The organism is Kitasatospora sp. NPDC048239 (assembly GCF_043202015.1).
Taxonomy (GTDB): Bacteria; Actinomycetota; Actinomycetes; order Streptomycetales; family Streptomycetaceae; genus Kitasatospora.
In genome coordinates, this window is sequence record NZ_JBICZP010000018.1 from 156,220 (window position 1) to 175,748 (window position 19,529).

15 protein-coding genes, 1 rRNA gene and 1 riboswitch are annotated in these 19,529 nt (G+C 71.9%); of the genes, 3 read left to right on the plus strand and 13 right to left on the minus strand.

What is annotated here, in order from left to right; all coding sequences use genetic code 11:
* The first annotated feature begins 262 nt into the window (after positions 1-262).
* Positions 263-454: a DUF5999 family protein gene (locus tag ACGFZP_RS34260; RefSeq protein WP_392940395.1), complete on the plus strand. Its 192-nt coding sequence runs from the start codon at positions 263-265 to the stop codon at positions 452-454.
* Positions 455-641: 187 nt separating this feature from the next.
* Here ACGFZP_RS34260 and gcvP read toward each other — a convergent pair whose 3' ends face one another.
* Positions 642-3,542: an aminomethyl-transferring glycine dehydrogenase gene (gene gcvP, locus ACGFZP_RS34265; protein ID WP_392940397.1), complete on the minus strand. Its 2,901-nt coding sequence runs from the start codon at positions 3,540-3,542 to the stop codon at positions 642-644.
* A 239-nt stretch (positions 3,543-3,781) separates the two neighbouring features.
* Positions 3,782-3,885, minus strand: a riboswitch (glycine riboswitch).
* A 222-nt stretch (positions 3,886-4,107) separates the two neighbouring features.
* On the opposite strand from gcvP, the gene ACGFZP_RS34270 reads away from it, so the two are divergent.
* Positions 4,108-5,472: a DUF2382 domain-containing protein gene (locus ACGFZP_RS34270; protein ID WP_392940399.1), complete on the plus strand. Its 1,365-nt coding sequence runs from the start codon at positions 4,108-4,110 to the stop codon at positions 5,470-5,472.
* 143 nt (positions 5,473-5,615) lie between these two features.
* Complete coding sequence (locus ACGFZP_RS34275) at positions 5,616-7,106, plus strand: MFS transporter (RefSeq protein WP_392940400.1); 1,491 nt, start codon at positions 5,616-5,618, stop codon at positions 7,104-7,106.
* Positions 7,107-7,251: 145 nt separating this feature from the next.
* Here the strand turns inward: ACGFZP_RS34275 and ACGFZP_RS34280 are convergent, their stop codons facing one another.
* The 12 genes from ACGFZP_RS34280 to rrf form a co-directional block, all read right to left on the minus strand.
* Complete coding sequence (locus ACGFZP_RS34280; protein WP_392940402.1) at positions 7,252-8,691, minus strand: DNA polymerase IV; 1,440 nt, start codon at positions 8,689-8,691, stop codon at positions 7,252-7,254.
* A 57-nt stretch (positions 8,692-8,748) separates the two neighbouring features.
* Positions 8,749-9,480 carry a vancomycin high temperature exclusion protein gene (locus ACGFZP_RS34285; RefSeq protein WP_392940403.1) on the minus strand — a complete coding sequence of 244 codons (732 nt, stop codon included), beginning with the start codon at positions 9,478-9,480 and terminating at the stop codon, positions 8,749-8,751.
* Positions 9,481-9,587: 107 nt separating this feature from the next.
* Positions 9,588-10,247 carry a MerR family transcriptional regulator gene (locus ACGFZP_RS34290; RefSeq protein ID WP_392940405.1) on the minus strand — a complete coding sequence of 220 codons (660 nt, stop codon included), beginning with the start codon at positions 10,245-10,247 and terminating at the stop codon, positions 9,588-9,590.
* 258 nt (positions 10,248-10,505) lie between these two features.
* Positions 10,506-10,982, minus strand: a complete 477-nt coding sequence (locus ACGFZP_RS34295) for a bifunctional nuclease family protein (RefSeq protein WP_392940407.1) — start codon at positions 10,980-10,982, stop codon at positions 10,506-10,508.
* Between the two features lie 85 nt (positions 10,983-11,067).
* Positions 11,068-11,847 (minus strand): MerR family transcriptional regulator, encoded by a 780-nt coding sequence (locus ACGFZP_RS34300; protein WP_392940428.1) that lies wholly within the window; start codon positions 11,845-11,847, stop codon positions 11,068-11,070.
* 95 nt (positions 11,848-11,942) lie between these two features.
* Positions 11,943-12,485 carry an FHA domain-containing protein gene (locus ACGFZP_RS34305; protein ID WP_392940409.1) on the minus strand — a complete coding sequence of 181 codons (543 nt, stop codon included), beginning with the start codon at positions 12,483-12,485 and terminating at the stop codon, positions 11,943-11,945.
* A gap of 553 nt (positions 12,486-13,038) precedes the next feature.
* Positions 13,039-14,100 carry a DUF881 domain-containing protein gene (locus tag ACGFZP_RS34310; protein WP_392940430.1) on the minus strand — a complete coding sequence of 354 codons (1,062 nt, stop codon included), beginning with the start codon at positions 14,098-14,100 and terminating at the stop codon, positions 13,039-13,041.
* Positions 14,101-14,416: 316 nt separating this feature from the next.
* Positions 14,417-14,749 carry a small basic family protein gene (locus ACGFZP_RS34315; protein WP_030062488.1) on the minus strand — a complete coding sequence of 111 codons (333 nt, stop codon included), beginning with the start codon at positions 14,747-14,749 and terminating at the stop codon, positions 14,417-14,419.
* A complete protein-coding gene (locus ACGFZP_RS34320) occupies positions 14,746-15,882 on the minus strand; it encodes a DUF881 domain-containing protein (RefSeq protein WP_392940411.1) in 1,137 nt (378 codons plus the stop codon). Before ACGFZP_RS34320 ends, ACGFZP_RS34315 begins: the two co-directional genes overlap by 4 nt.
* A gap of 214 nt (positions 15,883-16,096) precedes the next feature.
* The gene (locus tag ACGFZP_RS34325; protein WP_392940413.1) at positions 16,097-18,592 is read right to left on the minus strand and encodes a sugar phosphate nucleotidyltransferase; all 2,496 of its coding nucleotides are present in this window, start codon (positions 18,590-18,592) and stop codon (positions 16,097-16,099) included.
* 124 nt (positions 18,593-18,716) lie between these two features.
* A complete protein-coding gene (locus ACGFZP_RS34330; protein ID WP_392940415.1) occupies positions 18,717-19,328 on the minus strand; it encodes a CDP-alcohol phosphatidyltransferase family protein in 612 nt (203 codons plus the stop codon).
* Positions 19,329-19,425: 97 nt separating this feature from the next.
* Positions 19,426-19,529 (minus strand): 5S ribosomal RNA (gene rrf / locus ACGFZP_RS34335); the annotation flags it as partial.

The window sequence follows — 19,529 nt, forward strand, 5'->3', positions numbered from 1 at the left end:
GTGGCCGTTTCGACTTCAAGCCACCTGAACGGGTGATCTCTGCCCGCGGCTTGTGGCGCATGTCACCAAATTGCTGCGCGAGCGTCTCCAGATGCCGACACTGGGAACCAGCGTGGAAGGACCACCTGTCCTACCCACATGAGCGCCGGTCCACACCTGGGCCTGCGTCCGGACAGGATCCGGCTACCGCGGCGGCTCGCGACGGGTCACCCGGCGGCGACCCGCACCACGGGGAGGATCGCAGAGCGAAGCGAGGGTACATATGTGCCAGCACCGTCCTGAGTGCCCGTCGGCCGAGTCCGAGGACCGCGAGGCGTCCGTACCGGTGGCCTGCCACCCGGAGCAGGGCTGGAGCCTGCTCTGCAACGGCGTCCTGCTCTTCGAGGACACCGGCGAACTGCTGCCCGACGGCCGGGTGATCGCCCCGCGCCGCCCCGTCGCCTTCGCCGCCTAGGACCCGGCCGCCGGACGACCCCAGGGCCGAACGGCTCCAAGACCGGTCCGGCTCCGGTAGCCAGGCGAACCGACAACACCCCGGTCACACGACCGCCGGCGGGGCAGCCGCCACAGCACGACGCAACGGGCAGGGCCCCGGCGGAACGTTCCGCCGGGGCCCTGCCGCATGCTGTCGGATCCGACCGTCAGACGCCGTACTCGTCCAGCGGCGGGCAGGAGCAGACCAGGTTGCGGTCGCCGTACGCACCGTCGATCCGGCTGACCGGCGGCCAGTACTTGTCCGCCGGGTTCACGCCCGCCGGGAAGACCGCCTCCTGCCGCGAGTAGCCGTGCGCCCAGTCGCCGACCATCACGGCGGCGGTGTGCGGGGCGTTGCGCAGCGGGTTGTCGTCCGCCGCCCACTCGCCCGAGCCGACCTTCTCGATCTCGGCCCGGATCTCGATCATCGCGTCGCAGAACCGGTCGATCTCGTGCAGGTCCTCGGACTCGGTCGGCTCGATCATCAGGGTGCCGGCCACCGGGAAGGACATCGTCGGCGCGTGGAACCCGTAGTCGATCAGGCGCTTGGCGATGTCGTCCACCGACACGCCGGTCTCCTTGGTGAGCGGGCGCAGGTCGATGATGCACTCGTGCGCGACCAGGCCGCCGGGGCCGGTGTAGAGCACCGGGAAGTGCGGGGCCAGCCGCTTGGCGATGTAGTTGGCGTTCAGCACCGCGACCTGGGTCGCGTGCTTGAGGCCCTCGCCGCCCATCAGCCGGACGTACGCCCAGGAGATCGGCAGGATGGCCGCCGAGCCCCACGGCGCGGCCGAGATCGGGCCGACGCCGGTGGCCGGGCCCGCCTCCGCCTGGAGCGGGTGGTTCGGCAGGTACGGCGCGAGGTGCGCGCGCACCGCGACCGGGCCGACGCCCGGGCCGCCGCCGCCGTGCGGGATGCAGAAGGTCTTGTGCAGGTTCAGGTGCGAGACGTCCGCGCCGAACTTGCCCGGCTTGGCGAGGCCGACCAGGGCGTTCAGGTTGGCGCCGTCCACGTACACCTGGCCGCCGGCCTCGTGCACCGCCGCGCAGATGTCGGTGATCTCGGTCTCGTACACGCCGTGGGTGGACGGGTAGGTGACCATCAGCACGGCGAGCTGGTCGCGGTGCTGCGCGATCTTGGCCTTGAGGTCCTCGACGTCCACGTCGCCGTCGACCAGGGTCTTGACCACGACCACGCGCATGCCGGCCATCACGGCGGAGGCCGCGTTGGTGCCGTGCGCGGAGGACGGGATCAGGCAGACGTCGCGCTGGGTGTCGCCGTTGGCGTGGTGGTAGGCGCGGACCGCCAGCAGGCCGGCCAGCTCGCCCTGGGAGCCGGCGTTCGGCTGGATGGAGACGGCGTCGTAGCCGGTCACCTCGACCAGCTGCTGCTCCAGCTGACGGATCAGGGTGAGGAAGCCCTGCGCCTGCTCGATCGGCGCGAACGGGTGCAGCTGGCCGAACTCGGGCCAGGTCACCGGCTCCATCTCGGTGGTCGCGTTGAGCTTCATGGTGCAGGAGCCCAGCGGGATCATGCCGCGGTCCAGCGCGTAGTCGCGGTCCGACAGGCGGCGCAGGTAGCGCAGCATGGCGGTCTCGGAGCGGTGGCTGTGGAAGACCGGGTGGGTCAGGTACTCGTCCTCGCGCAGCAGCGCGGCGGGCAGCGCGTCGGCGCTCTCCGCCACCTCGACGCCCTGGACGCCGAACGCGGCCCAGACGCCGGCCAGGTGATCACGGGTGGTGGTCTCGTCGGTGGAGACGGAGATCCGGTCCGCGCCGTCCTGGAACACGTTGATGCCGTTGGCCCGGGCGGCCTCGGCGATCTCGGCGGCACGGCCGGGGACGACCGCGGTGACGGTGTCGAAGAACTCGCCGTGCAGCAGCTCGACACCGCCGGCCCGCAGGCCCTCGGCGAGCGCGGCGGCGTAGCGGTGGGTGCGGCGGGCGATGTCCGCCAGGCCGTCCGGGCCGTGGTAGACGGCGTACATGGAGGCCATCACGGCGAGCAGCACCTGGGCGGTGCAGATGTTGCTGGTGGCCTTCTCGCGGCGGATGTGCTGCTCACGGGTCTGCAGCGCCAGGCGGTAGGCGCGGTTGCCGTCGACGTCGACGGAGACGCCGACCAGGCGGCCGGGCAGCGAGCGGGCGTACTCGGCGCGCACCGACAGGTAGCCGGCGTGCGGGCCGCCGAAGCCCATCGGGACGCCGAAGCGCTGCGAGGTGCCGCAGGCGATGTCGGCACCGAGCGAGCCCGGGGACTTCAGCAGGGTCAGCGCCAGCAGGTCGGCGGCGACGGCGACGATCGCGCCGAGGCCGTGGGCCTGCTCGATGACGGGGGCGAGGTCGCGCACCACGCCGGTGGCGCCCGGGTACTGGAGCAGCAGGCCGAAGACGCCGCGCTCGGCGATCTCGGCCGGGATGCCCGCGGAGAGGTCGGCGACGACGACCTCGACACCGGTCGGCTCGGCACGGGTCTGGATCACCGCGACGGTCTGCGGCAGGGTCTCGGCGTCGACCAGGAAGACACCGCCCTTGACCTTGGTGACGCGGCGGGCCAGGGCCATCGCCTCGGCGGCAGCGGTGCCCTCGTCCAGCAGCGAGGAGCCGGAGGTGGGCAGGCCGGTCAGGTCGGAGACCAGGGTCTGGAAGTTGATCAGCGCTTCCAGCCGGCCCTGCGAGATCTCCGGCTGGTACGGCGTGTAGGCCGTGTACCAGGCCGGGTTCTCCAGGACGTTGCGCAGCACCACCGGCGGGGTGAAGGTGCCGTAGTAGCCCAGGCCGATCATCGGCTGGAGCACCCGGTTGCGGCCGGCCAGCTCGCGCAGCTCGGCGAGGACCTGGGCCTCGCTGCGCCCGGCGGGCAGGTCCAGGGCGGTGATGGAGCGGATCGCGTCCGGCACGGCGGTGGCGGCGAGCTCGTCCAGGGAGCCGTAGCCGACGTGGGCCAGCATCTTCTCCTGCGCGGCGGCGTCGGGGCCGATGTGGCGGTTCTCGAAGGGACTGGCCAGCTCAAGCTCGGTGAGGGTCGGGACGCTGGTGGGGCGTCCCGCGTTCGGCTGGGCGTTCATGTGGTCGAGGCCTCCTGGTCACGGACCGGCGGGGGTACGCGCGCCGGGCGGCTTAGCCGCTGTGGACAACAGCGGATCGACCTGGGCGGGCGGACCCGACAGGCCTCCCCCTCTGTCATCGGGACCTGAGAGCTTCGCCCGCGCGGTGCGCTGTGGGCGCCCCGCCGGCTTGCACCGTCGGTGAGGGTGGTGGCCGTCGGCTCCCTCGCCGGCGGTCCTGCCCTGCTTTCCAGAGTGACCTATCCCACACGGTACGGATGCCTGAGAGATTCCGGGGAGGAGTTGCTCCTTCGGCGCCCCGACCAGCGGCTTCCGCTCTCGGGGACTCTCCCGAGCGGGCTCGGCGGTCGCGCCCAGGGTACCAGCGGGAAGCCCTCTGTTCACGGGTGCGTCAGGTCACTCGCAGAGTTCGCGCATGACTCGGACGGCGCAGCGGGTGGCCCGTCCGGCCCCGCCCGGGTCGCGGGTGTCCGCTTCATGGCTTTTGGTGTGAAGTGGCGGCTGGGAAGGGCGCTCCAGCCGCCGACCTGCGGGAGTTCCGCAGGAGCAGCGACTGGAGGAAAGCGTGCAGACCGATATCGACCCCCGGGACCTGATCGGCCACAAGGCGGTCGACCGCAATGGAGACAAGATCGGCACGGTCGACGAGGTGTACCTGGACGACGCCACCGGCCAACCGGAGTGGGCCGCCGTCCGTACCGGCATCTTCGGGCGGGACGCCTTCGTCCCGCTGACCACGAGCGAGTTCTCCGGCGACGAGCTGCGGGTGCCGTACGACAAGTCGCTGGTGAAGGAGTCGCCGGACTTCGGCGTGGGCCAGCACCTGTCACCCGCCCAGGAGCTCCAGCTGTACCGCTACTACGGGCTGGACACCCCGCTGGACGGCAGCCCGGCCGCGGGGGACGGCTCCGGCTCCCAGCCGGCCGACCTGGACTTCGGCTCCGTCCCGGCGGCGGACTCGACCACGGGCCCGGCGACCGGAACGGCCGCGGGAGCGGCCGCAGGCGCCGCGGCGGGGGCGGCGGCCGGTGCGGCCGCCACGAGCACGGCGCCCGGCCCGGCACCGTCGCCGGCCCCGCCGACGACCCCGCCCGTGACCCCTCCCCCGGCCGCGGCGCCGGTCAAGCCGCTCGCCTTCCACTCGGCGGAGACCACGACCCCGAGCTCCCCCACCATCCCGGCGGCCGACCTCGGCAAGCCGTCCGAACCCGCCACGGAGGCCAACGTGCGGACCGTCAGTACCGCCGCACCCGAGACCCGGGCACCGAGCAGCTCGGCGCCCGCCGCCCCGGTCGTCCCCGCCACCCCGGACAGCACCCCGAGTGCCGCGCCCTCCACCACCCCGGCCGCCACCGGCGGCCCGGCCTCGTCCGCGCCCAGCGGCCCGGTGGAGATCACCTGCCGCGAGGAGCGCCTGGACATCACCACCGAGTGGCACGTCCTGGGCACCGCCAAGCTGCGCAAGTACGTGACCAGCGAGCCGGTCGAGCGCCGCGTCCCGGTGGTGCGCGAGCGGGTCCGGGTCGAGCGGATGCCGGTCGGCGACGCCGAGCGGGCGGCGCTCAGCGACAAGGAGATCGCCGAGGCCGTCGAGGAGGTCACCCTGCGCGAGGAGCGCCCGGTGGTCCGCAAGTACCTGGCGCCGATCGAGCGGGTCCGCCTGGTGGTCGAGCGGTACACCTCCGAGGAGGTGGTCCGCGACGAGCTGCGCCGCGAGCACGTCGAGGTGCACGACAACACCGCGACCACCTCGGCCCCCGCCCCCTCGACCCCGCACACGCCGCCGCCCACGCATGCGCCCCCCTCGGACGCGCTCTCCTCGACGACCTCGACCTCGACCTCACCCTCGTCGTCCTCGCCCTCCTCCCCCTCCCCGCTCGCCTCGGTGGCCGACGCGACCCGGCCGGCCCCGCTGAGGCCGCTCGCCTGACCCGCTCTCACCAGGGACCCCGGACCGCCACGGTCCGGGGTCCTTCGACTTTGCCAAAGCTTCACCGATCGATATTTGACACATTGAAGTATCTGCCTGCATGGTTATTTCAGTTCATTCACTATGTACGGGAGGAAGCAACCGTGAGTGAGGCACCACAGCCCACCACTACGGCCGAGAAGCAGAGCAGCGCCCGGGTCCTGCCGGCCCTGATCCTGGCGATGCTGTCGTTCAGCGTGGTGCAGACCGCGGTCGTCCCGATCCTGCCCTCGCTGGCCAAGGAGCTCGACGTCACCGGCTCCAGCATCACCTGGCTGATGACGGCCAACCTGCTCTCCGCAGCCGTGCTGACCCCCCTGCTGGGCCGCTTCGGCGACCTGCGCGGCCGCAAGCCGATGCTGCTGATCTCGCTGACCGGCCTGGTGGCCGGCTCGGCGCTCGCGGTCAGCACCCACTCCTTCACCTGGCTGGTCGTCGCCCGCGTCCTGCAGGGCGCCGGCGGTGGCGTGCTCCCGCTGGCGATCAGCATCGTCCGCGACGAGCTGCCCAAGCAGAAGGTCACCGGCGGCGTCGCCGCGATCAGCGCCTCGATGGGCGTCGGCAGCGGCCTCGGCCTGGTCGCCACCGGCCTGCTGCTGGAGCACTGGAGCTACAAGTCCATCTTCTGGATGGGCCTGGCCTTCGGCCTGCTCGCGGTCGCCCTGGTCGCCTTCCGGGTGCCCAGCGACCCGGTCACCGACAAGGAGGGCGGCGCCGACCCGCTCGGCGCGATCACCCTGGCCGGCTGGCTCTCCGCCCTGCTGGTCGCGGTCAGCCAGGGCAACACCTGGGGCTGGACCTCCACCAAGACCCTCGGTCTGTTCGCCGTGGCCGCCGTGGTCGCCCTGATCTGGGGTGTCATCGAGGTCAAGGTCAAGCACCCGCTGGTCGACATGAAGATGATGTCCCGCCCGGCCGTCGCCTTCACCAACCTGGCCGGCCTGCTGATCGGCTTCGGCATGTACGGCTCGTTCATGGTGATCAGCAACTTCGCCCAGACCCCGGAGAAGCTCACCCACTACGGCTTCACCGCCACGGTGCTGCACGCCGGTGTGATGCTGCTGCCCTCGGCCCTCGGCTCGATGGTCGCCGCCCCGCTCGGCGCCCTGCTGATCGCCCGCCGCGGTCCGCGCCTGCCCCTGGTCCTCGGTGGCGTCCTCGGTGCCGTCGCGATGGCCTACCTGGCCCTGCGCCACAGCCACGAGGGCGACATCTACACCGCCTCGGCGATCTTCGGCCTCGGTATCGGCCTCGCCTTCTCCGCGATGCCGGCCTACATCAACGGCGCCGTCCCGGTCGAGCAGAGCGGCATCGCCAACGGCATGAACGCCGTGCTGCGCACCGTCGGTGGCGCGATCGGCACCGCCGTCATGGCCGCCATCCTGACCGGCGACACCATGAAGCTGCCGATCCCGGTCCTGCTGCCCACCCTGGACGCCTACAAGCACGCGTTCTGGGTCGCCGCCGCGGTCTGCGCGATCGCCGGCGCCGTCCCCTTCCTGATCCGCAGCATCAAGCCCACCACCACCGTCGCCGCCGGCAACGACATGGCGGACCTCGGCTCCGGCCCGGTGCTGGCCAAGACCGACGCCTGACGAGGCGTCCACCCCTCGCGCCCAGGGACAGGGCGCGAGGGGGACCGGGCCCCCGAACGGTCGACGAGGGCATCGCGACCGCCCGAGGGCTCGTCCGACACGCGGCCCCACCCGGACCCCCCTCCGGGTGGGGCCGCTTCGTGCCTCAGGCCCCGCCCGCCGGCCCCTCGGCCGGCCCTTCCGCACCCTCTCCAGCGGTCGCGTCCGAACCGCCCTCCTCGCCCCCGCCCTCGCGCAGCGGCAGTGGTCGGGCCGGCTCCAGCGCCGGATCGTCCACCGAGAAGGTCCGCACCCGCCCCGGCCCGCTCCAGGGCGTCTCGAACCGCACGGTCACCCGGCCGACCCCGCTGCCCTGCACCCACCCTGGCCCGAGCTCCGCGTGGTGCACGTCCTGCCCGGGCATCCAGTGCCGGACGGCCACCGCCTCCGCCACCTCGACCCGCTCCTCCTCGCCCTGCGCCGTCTCCTGCTCCTGCGCCGACTCCCGGACGGCCTGCGCGAACAGGTCCTCCTGGGTGTAGTCGGCCAGCTGCGAGACGCCGACACCGAGCAGCCGCACCCCGCCCGTGATGTCGACCTGGGAGGCCAGCCGCCGGGCCGTCTCGGTGATCACCGACTCGTCGTCCGTCGGCCCGCGCAGCGTCTCCGACCGGGTCAGCGTCGAGAAGTCGAACCGGCGCACCTTCAGCACCACCGTCCGCCCCGAGCGCCCGGCCGCCCGCAGCCGCCGCACACACCGCGCGGCGAGCACGTCCACCTCGCGCAGCACCCGGTCCCGGTCGGCCAGGTCCACCTCGAAGGTGTCCTCCACCGAAACCGACTTGGCGTCCTGGTCGGCCACCACCGGCCGGTCGTCCAGCCCTATCGACATCTGGTGGACCCCGGCGCCGTGCGCCTTGCCCAGCAGCTGCACCAGCTCCGCCTCACCGGCCCCCGCGAGGTCGGCCACCGTGTTCAACCCGGCCCGGCGCAGCGCCTGTTCGGTGGCCGGGCCGACCCCGGGCAGCGCCCGTACCGGCATCGGCCCGAGCACCGCCCGCTCCTGCCCCGGTTCGACCAGCACCAGCCCGTCCGGCTTGGCCTGCTCGGAGGCGATCTTCGCCATCAGCTTGGACCCGGCGGCCCCGACCGAGGCGGTCAGACCGGTCCGCCGCTGGATGTCCGCCCGCAGGTCCTCCGCCAGGGCGAGCACCAGCTGCTCCCCCGTCCCGTGCTCCGCCTCCAGCAGGGCCGGCCCGTAGGGGCCCGCCTCCAGGTCGACGAAGGCCTCGTCCAGGCTGAGCGGCTGCACCAGCGGCGACAGCTCCCGCAGCAGGCCCATCACCAGCTCGCTGACCTGCCGGTAGGCCTCGAACCGCCCGGACAGGAAGGCCGCGTTGGGGCAGAGCCGGCGGGCCTGCGCCATCGGCATCGCCGAGTGCACCCCGAACCTGCGCGCCTCGTACGAGGCCGTGGAGACCACCCCGCGCCCGCCGAGCCCGCCGACGATCACCGGCTTTCCCCGCAGGCTCGGCTTGGCCGCCTGCTCCACCGCCGCGAAGAAGGCGTCCATGTCGAGGTGGATGATGCTCGGCAGTGACCGCACCCGCCGATCATGCCGCACGGGTCCGACAGTCCGTGCGAACGCGGCCGCCGCCCGGTCTCAGCGCGGGCCGGCCGCCGCCGCGTCGGCCAGCGCCCGCGGGATGCCCTGCTCCTGCGGGCCGAGGAACACCGGGTCCGGCCGCAGCCAGGCGTTCAGCGCCGCCTTGCCCGCGCCCGGGATCTCCCGCACCCCGCCGTACAGCCAGGTGAGGTCGTGGACCTCCGGCACCCCCACCGCGTACGCGTCGATGCCCGCCGCCTGGCAGAGCGCCAGCGCCCGCCGGACGTGGAAGTCCTGGCTGACCAGCACCGCCCGGTCCACCCCGAAGATCCGGCGCGCCCGGGTGCAGGAGTCCCAGGTGTCGAAGCCCGCGTGGTCGCCGACCACCCGCACCTGCGGCACACCGTGCTCGATCAGGTAGCGCCGCATCGCATCGGTCTCGTCGTAGCCGTCCCGCCCGTTGTCCCCGGTCACCAGGATCGCCTGGACCTTCTCCAGCCGGTACAGGTCCACCGCCGCGTCCAGCCGGTGCGCCAGGTACGGCGACGGCCTGCCCTCGTACAGCCCGGCACCGAACACCACCGCCACCGGTGCCTTCGGCGCGCTCTCCACCGGGCCCACCCGGCCCTCCCCGGCGATCCACAGCCAGGCGCTGGGGGCCAGGGCGAGGCAGCAGAACACCATCGCCAGCTGGAAGATCCTGCGCTGGGCGCGCCGCCGCCCCAGTCGGACGCCGAGCCGCCGTACCCGCCGCAGCAGCAGGCCGGGTATACCGGAGCCGAACCGCACGTGCCCCCCTTGATCGGTCCACCAGGCTTGATCAGTTCACCAGGCACGACGAGGCCGCGGGCCCGGACGGTTCCCCGTCCGGGCCCGCGGCCTCGTCGGTACCCGGGTCAGACCGCCCGGTTGCGGCGCTGCGCCAGCTCGTCCGCCGGGTCGTGGCCGACCAGCGTCTCGCCGGTGTCCGTCCGCTCGGCGTGCAGCCGCCCGACGGCCAGCTCGAGCTCCTGCCAGACCGCTCCGACGGCGATGCCGAAGACGCCCTGACCGCTCTTCAGCAGGTCGACCACCTGCTGGGGCGTGGTGCACTCGTAGACCGTCGCACCGTCACACATCAGGGTGAGCCCGGTCAGGTCGCCGGACTCGGCCGACTGCAGATGGGCGACCGCCACCCGGATGTTCTGCAGCGAGACACCCGCGTCCAGCAGCCGCTTCACGATCTTCAGCAGCAGGATGTCGCGGAAGCTGTAGAGCCGCTGGCTGCTCGCCGGGTAGACCGAGCGGACGCTGGGCTCCAACAGCCCCGTCCGGGCCCAGTAGTCCAGTTGACGGTAGGTGATCCCGGCGGCGGCACAGGCCGTCGGGCCCCGGTAGCCGATCAGCTCCGAGCTCGGCGCGAGCCGCTCGATGGCCGGCTGGCCCGGCTGTACCGCCGGGAACCGGCCCACCCTGGGCAGATCCGACCGGGACAGGTCGGCCACGCTGCGAGCGGTGCGCGGCACATGTACGGCACACAGGCCTCCCACGGCCACGTCATCGCCGGTGCTGGTCATGCCTACCTCCGTCCACTCGTGCTGCGGGCAACCCAAGACCGCGGGCGACAGACACCCGGGCAGCCACTCCTGACGGTAGGCAGTCCCCTATGGCCCGTCAACGATCGCCACGCCGAGCCGGATAAACCGCGTCACTCAGGAGAGTGGTTTTTCGTGCCCCCAGTGTGGGTAGGTGGACGCTTTTTGGCAAAACGCCGCGCGGTGTCTCGACCACACAGCGTTCATCCGCGGCCGCACCGCTGCCACACCACGGCCTCGCTACTGCGGGCCGCTGCCGCCGAAGTCGTCGGGCGACACCTGGTCGAGGAACTCGCGGAACTTCTCGACCTCGTCCTCCTGCTCGTCCGGGATCGCGATGCCCGCCTCGGCGAGCACCTCCTCGCTCCCGTAGATCGGCGTGCCGGTGCGCAGCGCCAGCGCTATCGCGTCGGACGGCCGGGCACTCACCTCGACACCGCCGGTGAAGACCAGCTCGGCGTAGAACACGCCCTCCCGCAGATCGGTGATCCGGACCTCGGTGAGCTGCTGGCCGAGCGCCTCCAGGACGTCCTTGAAGAGGTCGTGCGTCAGCGGGCGCACCGGCGTCATGCCCTGCTGGGCGAAGGCGATCGCGGTCGCCTCGCCGGGGCCGATCCAGATCGGCAGGTAGCGATCGCCGCCCACCTCGCGCAGCAGCACGATCGGCTGGTTGGAAGGCATCTCCACCCGGACACCCACGACGTCGAGCTCATTCACACACGCAACCCTATGGCCCGCGCCCCGGATATGAAAGCGCAGAGCGGACGCCGCTGGTCAGCGAGGTGCGGCCGGTGCGGAAAAGCTACCCGCGGGTCTTCAGCCCGGCCTGGACCATGGCCGCGTGGAGGCGCACCGACAGCGTGGCCAGCTCCCGGGCGGTGGCCTCGGCATGCGCCCTGGTCTGCGGATTGCGGTGGCGGCGCAGCGGCGCGACCACCTGCTCGACTAGGGCGATCTCCCGGTCCGCGGCGGCCTTCATGGCTCTCAGGTGCCGCGGCTCCAGGCCGAACCTGCCGAGCTCGGCGACCAGCCTGGCCACCTGCAGCGCCTCGCCGTCGTACCCGCCGTCCGGACCAGGGGCGACCAGTCCGTAGGCCTCCCACTCGGCCAGCTCGCCCTCGCCGGCCTCGGCGGCGGCCAGCAGCTCCGCCCGCCCCAGCCGGACCCCGGCGCCGGACTCCGCGGCCGCCACCAGCTCCCGGTCCGCCTCCTCCAGCGGTCCAGGCCGGGCGTCCGCAGGGGGCAGCGCGGGCGGGCTCTCACCGCGCTCGATCGCGTCCAGGTGCTCGCGGATCACCCGCAGCGGCAGATAGTGGTCGCGCTGCATCCGCAGCACGTAGGCCAGCCGCTCGACGTCGGCCGGACTGAACTTGCGGTACCCCGAGGGGGTGCGCTGGGGCTCGACCAGGCCCTCCGCCTCAAGGAAGCGGATCTTGGAGATGGTGACCTCGGGGAAGTCGTCCCGCAGGAAGGTCAGCACCGCGCCGATGCTCAGCAGCTCGTCGCCACCGCGCCGTCGGCCGCCCCCGGCCGGCCGGTCCGGGCGGACCGGCTGCCTGGGGGCCGCGACCACCCCGCGCATGCCCTGGTCCGCTGGCGGACCGGACGGCGCGGGGTTGGCCGCCCCGAGAGATGAAGGAGTATTCGCGCTCACTCGGGCTCCTGCCGACGTTGGGTTCAGTACCCCCGGTTGTGGCCGGCGAAGAACACCAGCCGGTACTTCCCGATCTGCACCTCGTCGCCGTTGTTCAGCGGCACCTCGTCGATCCGCTCCCGGTTGACGTAGGTGCCGTTGAGGCTGCCGACGTCGGCGACGCTGAAGCCCGCCTGGGTGCGGCGGAACTCCACGTGGCGGCGCGAGACGGTCACGTCGTCCAGGAAGATGTCGCCCTGCGGGTGACGGCCGGCCGTGGTGATGTCCGAGTCCAGCAGGAACCGGCTGCCCGAGTTCGGGCCGCGCTGGACGATCAGCAGGGCCGAGCCCGGCGGCAGCGCGTCGATCGCCGACAGCACCTCGGCCGACAGCGCCGGAGTGGCGCCGGTGCCGGTGGTGGTGTTGGGGTCGTAGGACTCCAGGCCGGAGATCGAGATGGTCGACGTGGTCTCCGCCGCCCCCTCGGGCAGCGCGCCACCGCGCAGCGCCGTACCGCAGTTGGAACAGAAGCGGGCCGCGGACGGGTTCTGGTTGCCGCACCTGGGGCACGGAGTGGGGCCAGCCATGTTCACAGCCTCCTGGCGCGGCACACCCGACGGGTTGTGCCCGGCGTACGGGTCCGGGGCGAACCCTCCACCAGAGGTTGAGGGTCCTGACGGGAAACCTATGCGCGGCGCGCCGGAGGGGTCAACCGACGCGCCGTAGCCCGCCTGATTCCCCGCGAACTGGGTACCGGCGCCGTCCCGGAACATCTGGTGCTCGGCGTACTCCACGCCCTCCGGGGCCGGACGCATGCCCGGCACGGCGCGCTCTTCGTCGGCGCGGCGGTGACGCGCGGTGGGCGCCTCGACGGCGGCCGCGTCACGACCCTTGTTGCGACCGAACAACTTCGAGAAGAAACTCACGGGCGAATCCCCTTGCGTGTGACAGACCCGCCCGCGGGGCAGGGTGAGAACCTCGGACAGGCTGCGGGCCCGGTCGTGGATCGGGCCGGCTGGAGTGGTGCTCCGACGTGTGGTGCTCCGGCGTGCTGCGGTATGGACCAGTGTCGCCCACGTCCCCGGGAGACCCCGCACCGGGGGCCACCCGCAGGTGACGGGACGTTCGGCGGGTGGCCCGTCACTTCGGAGCCGGCTTGGCGTACTGCGGTGTCTTCAGATCGACGAGGGCGTCGACGACCACCTTCTGCTGCTGGGAGATCGTCGCCCGCGCCTGATGACTCTCCAGGGTGCGGACCACACCTCCCGGAATGTTCAGCGCGGGCGTGAGGTCCTGCGGGTTCCCCACGACGGTGAAGCGGTAGGGCTGCGAGACCTTCTTGCCGTCGATCTGCACACCGCCGCCGGACGCGTCCGTGAAGTAGGTGTTGACCACCACGCGCACATCGTTGATCTGAATCGCCTCCGCCCCCGCCGCTCGGAGTTCCTGCAGGGTGTCCAGCAGCATATCTGCCTTCACCTGCCCTTGGGGATCATCGACCGTCAGTACGATGCCCGGACCAGTGGCTTTGACGGTCCCGGCGAGCACGCCGAGTTCCGTCACCTTCTTCCTGGTCTGCTCCTGGGCCTCCTTGGCCTGGTTGGAGCTGTTCTCCAACTTGGCCAGGGACTGCTCAAGCTCCGCCTTCTCCTGCTGTAGACGCTGCTGGCGGCCGTCCAGTTCGTCGAGGATGCGGACAAGATCCTCCTGTCGGGCGCCGCGCAGCTGGCTGTGGTGGTCGTTGGTGGAGCGGACCTGGATCGCCAGGCCCAGACCGAGCGAGAACAGCAGCAGCGCCACCACCAGCTGCCCGCGCGACAGGCGCGGCGGCCAGAGCGCGGCCTGGAGGCGGCGGCGACCGGCACCGCGGTCCACCGCGGGCCGGGCGGCGGGCTCCGACCCGGCCTCCGGTTCCGGCTTCGCCTCGGGCGCGGGCTCGGGCGTGGGCTCAGCGTCGGGCTCGGGCGCGGGCTCAGCGTCGGCGGCCCCAGGGCCGGACGCGGCAACGACCTCGGCAGCCTCCTCGGCGGCGGGATCAACGGCCTGCTCGACGGCTGGCTCGACGGCTGGCTCGGACTGGTCAGGCTGCGGCGCGGACTCCCCGGCGGCCGGAACTGGCTCGACATCGGGCTCGACATCGGCCTCCGCCTTGGCGTCCGCCTCGGGGTCCCCCGACTCCGGCGCGGTCGGCTTCGAGTCCACTGCCCCGGACCGGCCGTCGCGCTCCACACCGGGCCGCTCCGACGGGCTGCCCGAAGAGCCCGCTGCGGACCTCTCCGAAGGCTCGGCCGCAGGCTCCTCGACGGACGCCCGCGCGGACTTCTCCGGCACCGCCGCCGCCTCGGCGGGCTTCCCGGCCGAAGACCCGACCGATGCCCCCGTCGCGCTCACGGCCACCTCGCCGGTCGCCTTCGTCCGCCGCCCCGCGTCGCTGCCCTCGCGCACACCGGCTCCTGCCCGTCCGTCCGCGTCCGGGTGCACCTGCGCGTCCCCGTCCGCCGGCCTCTCCCGGCCCGACTCAGGCGCGGAAGACATGGCGCCTGATCGCAGCGGCGTTGGAGAAGATGCGGATACCGAGGACGACGACCACACCCGTGGACAGCTGCGAGCCGACGCCCAGCTGGTCCCCCAGGAAGACGATCAGCGCGGCGACCACCACGTTCGACAGGAACGACACGATGAAGACCTTGTCGTTGAAGATCCCGTCCAGCATCGCCCGGACACCGCCGAACACGGCATCCAGCGCCGCCACCACCGCGATCGGCAGGTACGGCACCACGGCGTCCGGCACCTCGGGCTGGACGAAGAGTCCGACCACCACCCCGATCACGAGCCCCAGTACGGCAATCACGGCTTAGCTGCTCCTGTCCCTGCGGAGGACGACCCCGGCGTGGTCGCCGTGGACGAGTGGGCGGTCGTGGTCTTGGTGGTGGCGCTCGGCGAGCGCTTGCCCGACGGCTGGCCGCCCGGCGTCGCCGACGACGACGGGGTACCCGCCGTCGGGCTCGCGGAGGGGCCGCCCGACGGGCTACCCGACGGGCCGCCGGACGGGTTCGACGACGGCACGGCCGGAGCCGGCGCGGTCGGGGGCGGGGTCGGCGAGGGTTCCGGGGTGAACGGCTGGGCGGTCCGCAGCGTCACACCCACCGCCGCCGGCAGCGTCAGGTTCTTCTGCGCGGAGATGGTCGACTTGATGCCGTACTTCTCCTGCAGCAGCCGCAGGTACTGGCCCGCCATCGTGCTCTCGAAGGCGGTGACCAGCTTCGGCCCGTCCCCGAGCACCAGCACGTTGTACGGCGGGACGAGCGGTCGGTTGTCCACCAGCACCGCCTCGCCCGCGGCCCGGATCGCCGAGAGAGCGGTGAGCCGCTGCCCGTTGATGGAGACCGCCTCGGCGCCCGCGTCCCAGAGGCCGTTCACGACGAGCTGCAGGTCGCGGTCCCGCAGCCGGCCGCTGTTCCCGAACCCCTGCCCTGCGCGCGGGTCGACGTTCCCGCCGGCGCCGGTACCCGCGGCGTCCTCCAGCACCAGCTTGGCACCGGGCCCGGCGACCTCGCCCAGACCCACCGCCCCCGCCAGGGAGGCCGGATCGCCGTCACCCGAGGGAAGTGCCTGCTGCTGCGCGCTGTCCACCTTCCGCCGCAGGTCCTGGACCTGCTTCTGGAGGTTGTCCGCCGAACCGTTGCTGTCGTTGATCCGGTGGATCAGCGCATCCCGCTCCTTGGCGAGCGTCGGCGCGGCCTTGTGCGCGTTCACCGCGCCGACCGTCACCACCGCCCCCACCAGGGCCAGTCCGGCGCCCAGCGTGAGCAGGCCCCGGACCGTGCCGGGTATCCGGCTGTCGTGCTCCCCGCCCCGCGCCTCGGCCGCCTCCGCGTACCCCTCGTCCAGGCTGTGGTCCATCACGTTGGTCAGCAGGGACATCGAGGCATCCGGACGGTTGAACCGTCCGTTGCTGGCACTCGGCGTCGGCGTCGCTGGCATGCGGACCATCGTCCCATGTCGGCGAAGGGCCCTGTGCACACCCCCTGAGCTGGGCACACACGCCAAATCAGGCGAAAGGCGACCAACCACCCGAACCGGACAGCAGGCCCACGGGACAGCGGGGCGGGCCAGGTCGGCCCACCCCGCTGTCCCCTCTGCTTCGGCCCGCGCACCAGACCCCTGGTATCAGACCCCGGGCATCAAGCGTCGCGCGTCACCGCCCGGCGCTGTCGACCACCGCCGCCCACTCGTCCAGCAGCGCCTCGGTCGCCGCGTCGTCGGGGCCCTCCGCCCAGAGGTGGGTGACCGCCTCGGCCGGGTCCGGCAGGACGAGCGTCCAGCGCCCGTCCGCCTCGACCACCCGCACCCCGTCCGTGGTGTCCAGCCGCCGGCTGCCGGCCGCCTCCACCACCGAGCGCATGACCATGCCCTTCGCCGCCCACGGCGTGCCGATGTCCCGCCGCCGGATGTGCGCCTGCGGAATCCGGGCATCGATCTGGCTCAGCGTGAGCTGGGTCCGGGCCACCAGCCCGACCAGCCGGACGAAGGCCGCCGCGCCGTCCAGCACACCGCCGAACTCCGGCACGACGAACCCGCCGCGTCCGTCGCCGCCGAACACCGTGCCCTCCGCGGAGGCCGCCTTGGCCAGGTCGTCCGGCGTGGTCGTGGTCCAGATGACCTGGGTGCCGTGGTACGCGGCGACCTGCTCGGCGATCCTGGTCGTCGTCACGGGCAGCGCCACCTGGCCGCTGCGCCGCTCGGCCGCGACCAGGTCCAGCAGCACCAGCAGGGCCCGGTCGTCGTCGATCACCCGGCCCAGCTCGTCCACGAAGGCCACCCGCTCGCCGACCGGGTCGAAGCGCACCCCGAAGGCCGCCCGGGAGGACGCCACCAGCTCGCCCAGCCGGGCCAGCCCGGCCCGGCGCTCCTCGGCGTCCTCGGTGGGCCGCGCCTCGTCCAGCCCGCTGGAGACGGTCAGCGCCTCCACCCCGAGCCGTCCGAGGATGCTCGGCAGAACCAGCCCGGCACTGCCGTGCGCGGTGTCCACCACCACCTTCAGCCCCGCCTCGCGGACCCCCGTGGTGTCGATGGTCCGCAACAGGTTGCCCGCATAGGAGTCGAAGACGCTGGACGGGAAGGTCAGGTCGCCGATCTCACCGGGGAAGGCCCGGCGATACTCCTGACGCGCGTACACCCGGTCGAGCTTGCGCTGCCCGGCCTGGGAGAGGTCGGCGCCGCGCTCGTCGAAGAAGAGGATGTCCAGCGAGTCCGGCACCCCCGGCGTGGTCCGCAGGAAGATTCCGCCCGCACTTCCGCGCGCGGTGTGCTGCCGGGCCACCGGCATCGGCACGTTCTCCAGGTCGCGGACGTCGATCGCGCTGGTCTGCAGCCCCGAGATCATCGCCCGCTTGAGTGCACGCGCACCACGCGAGTGGTCACGCGCGATGGTGACGGTGGCCCCCTTCTTCAGCGTCGTCGCGTAGGCGCCGGCCAGCCGGACGGCCAGCTCCGGGGTGATCTCGACGTTCAGGATGCCCGAGACTCCGCGCAGCCCGAACAGGTGCTCCTGGCCGCGCGACTCCCAGATCACCGAGGTGTTGACGACCGCACCGGCCTCGATGGTCTTGAACGGGTAGACCCGGACGTTGGCCGCGATGATCGACTCCTCGCCGATCAGGCACTCGTCACCGATGACCGCGCCGTCCTCGATCCGCGCGGCCCGCATGACGTCGGTGTTCTTGCCGATCACACAGCCGCGGAGGTTGCTCTGCGGCCCGATGTAGACGTTGTCGTGGATAACGGCCTTGTGCAGGAACGCACCGCGCTTGACGACCACGTTGCTGCCCAGCACGGTGTGCTCGCGGATCTCGACCCCGGCCTCGACCTTGGCGTAGTCCCCGATGTAGAGCGGTCCGCGGAGTACCGCCTCCGGATCCACCTCGGCGCCCTCGGCCACCCAGACGCCGGGCGAGATCTCGAACCCGTCGATCTCGACGTCGACCTTGCCCTCCAGGACGTCCGCCTGGGCCTTGCCATAGCTCTCGTGGGTGCCCACGTCCTCCCAGTAGCCCTCGGCCACGTACCCGTAGACCCGCTTGCCCTCCTTCAGCAGCTGCGGGAACACGTCGCTCGACCAGTCCACGGACTCGCCGGCTGCGACGTAGGCGAAGACCTCCGGCTCCATGACGTAGATACCGGTGTTCACCGTGTCCGAGAAGACCTGTCCCCAGGTCGGCTTCTCCAGGAAGCGCTCGACCCGACCCTCGTCATCGGTGATCGTGATCCCGAACTCCAACGGATTCGGTACCCGGGTCAGACAGACGGTGACCAGTGCGTTCTTACTACGGTGAAAGGCGATCAATTCGGAGAGATCGAAGTCGGTCAACGCGTCGCCGGAGATCACCAGAAAGGAATCGTCCTTCAGCGCGTCCTCGGCGTTCTTGACACTCCCCGCAGTGCCGAGCGGCGTCTCCTCATTGGCATACGTCAGGTGCATACCCAGCTCTTCGCCGTCACCGAAGTAGTTCTTGACCAGCGAGGCCAGGAACTGGACGGTCACGACGGTGTCGGAGAGGCCGTGCCGCTTCAGCAGCCGAAGCACGTGCTCCATGATCGGCCTGTTGGCGACCGGAAGCAGCGGCTTCGGCATGCTGGAGGTCATCGGGCGGAGTCGGGTGCCTTCGCCCCCTGCCATTACAACGGCTTTCATTACGGGTGCGTCCTCCTTCGCGGTGGTGGACCCTGCAGGTCCATCAAACCGTTCCAGAGGTTCTCTACCCGGAAGATATCGTCCGACGCACCGTGTCGCCGTGGGACTTCTCTCAGATCGCGTCTCAGACTGTGGACGCGGCGCCCGCCCGGATGATCTGTCGGGCCTGGACCGCGTAGAGAATACCGGCCCACCAGTACAGCGCCGTCCCCCACCAGATGAAGGCCCAGCTCACGATCTCGGCCGGCTGCGCGATCCAGCTGTCACCGGCGCCCAGCAGGAGAAGCGGAAACGCGTACATCAGATTGAATGTCGCGGCCTTCCCCAGGAAACTCACCTGCAACGGGCCGTAGCCGTGCCGGTTCAGAATGGGCAACAGCGCCGCGATAAACAGCTCACGGGCGATCAGAATCGCGGTGAGCCACCACGGCAGAATCTCACGCCAGGTCAACCCGAGCAGGGTGGAGAGGACATACAGGCGGTCCGCGAGCGGGTCGAGCAGCTGGCCGACCCGGCTGATCTGCCCCCACCTGCGGGCCAGTTTGCCGTCCAGGTAGTCGCTGATGCCGCTCAGCATCAGGATCAGCAGCGCCCAGCCATCGTTGTTCGGCCCGTCGAACACCGGCCAGAGGATCAACCAGAGGAAGAGCGGAACGCCGACCAGCCGGCCCATGCTCAGCAGGTTGGGGATGGTGAGGACGCGATCGGTCTGGACCCGCGTCTCCTGGACCTCCACCCGGGGGCCTCCTGTACGTGTGACGACTTTTTCATGTTGACCCTACAACAGAAAAGCCCCCGCCCGGTTCACCCGGCGGGGGCTTCTCTGAATGATTGTTCGGCGACGTCCTACTCTCCCACAGGGTCCCCCCTGCAGTACCATCGGCGCTGTGAGGCTTAGCTTCCGGGTTCGGAATGTAACCGGGCGTTTCCCTCACGC

Coding starts and splice junctions, on each gene's coding strand:
- ACGFZP_RS34260 (WP_392940395.1), top strand. CDS start 263: ATGTGCCAGCACCGTCCTGAGTGCCCGTCGGCCGAGTCCGAGGACCGC.
- gcvP (WP_392940397.1), bottom strand. CDS start 3,542: ATGAACGCCCAGCCGAACGCGGGACGCCCCACCAGCGTCCCGACCCTC.
- ACGFZP_RS34290 (WP_392940405.1), bottom strand. CDS start 10,247: ATGACCAGCACCGGCGATGACGTGGCCGTGGGAGGCCTGTGTGCCGTA.
- ACGFZP_RS34300 (WP_392940428.1), bottom strand. CDS start 11,847: ATGCGCGGGGTGGTCGCGGCCCCCAGGCAGCCGGTCCGCCCGGACCGG.
- ACGFZP_RS34305 (WP_392940409.1), bottom strand. CDS start 12,485: ATGGCTGGCCCCACTCCGTGCCCCAGGTGCGGCAACCAGAACCCGTCC.
- ACGFZP_RS34320 (WP_392940411.1), bottom strand. CDS start 15,882: ATGCCAGCGACGCCGACGCCGAGTGCCAGCAACGGACGGTTCAACCGT.
- ACGFZP_RS34325 (WP_392940413.1), bottom strand. CDS start 18,592: ATGAAAGCCGTTGTAATGGCAGGGGGCGAAGGCACCCGACTCCGCCCG.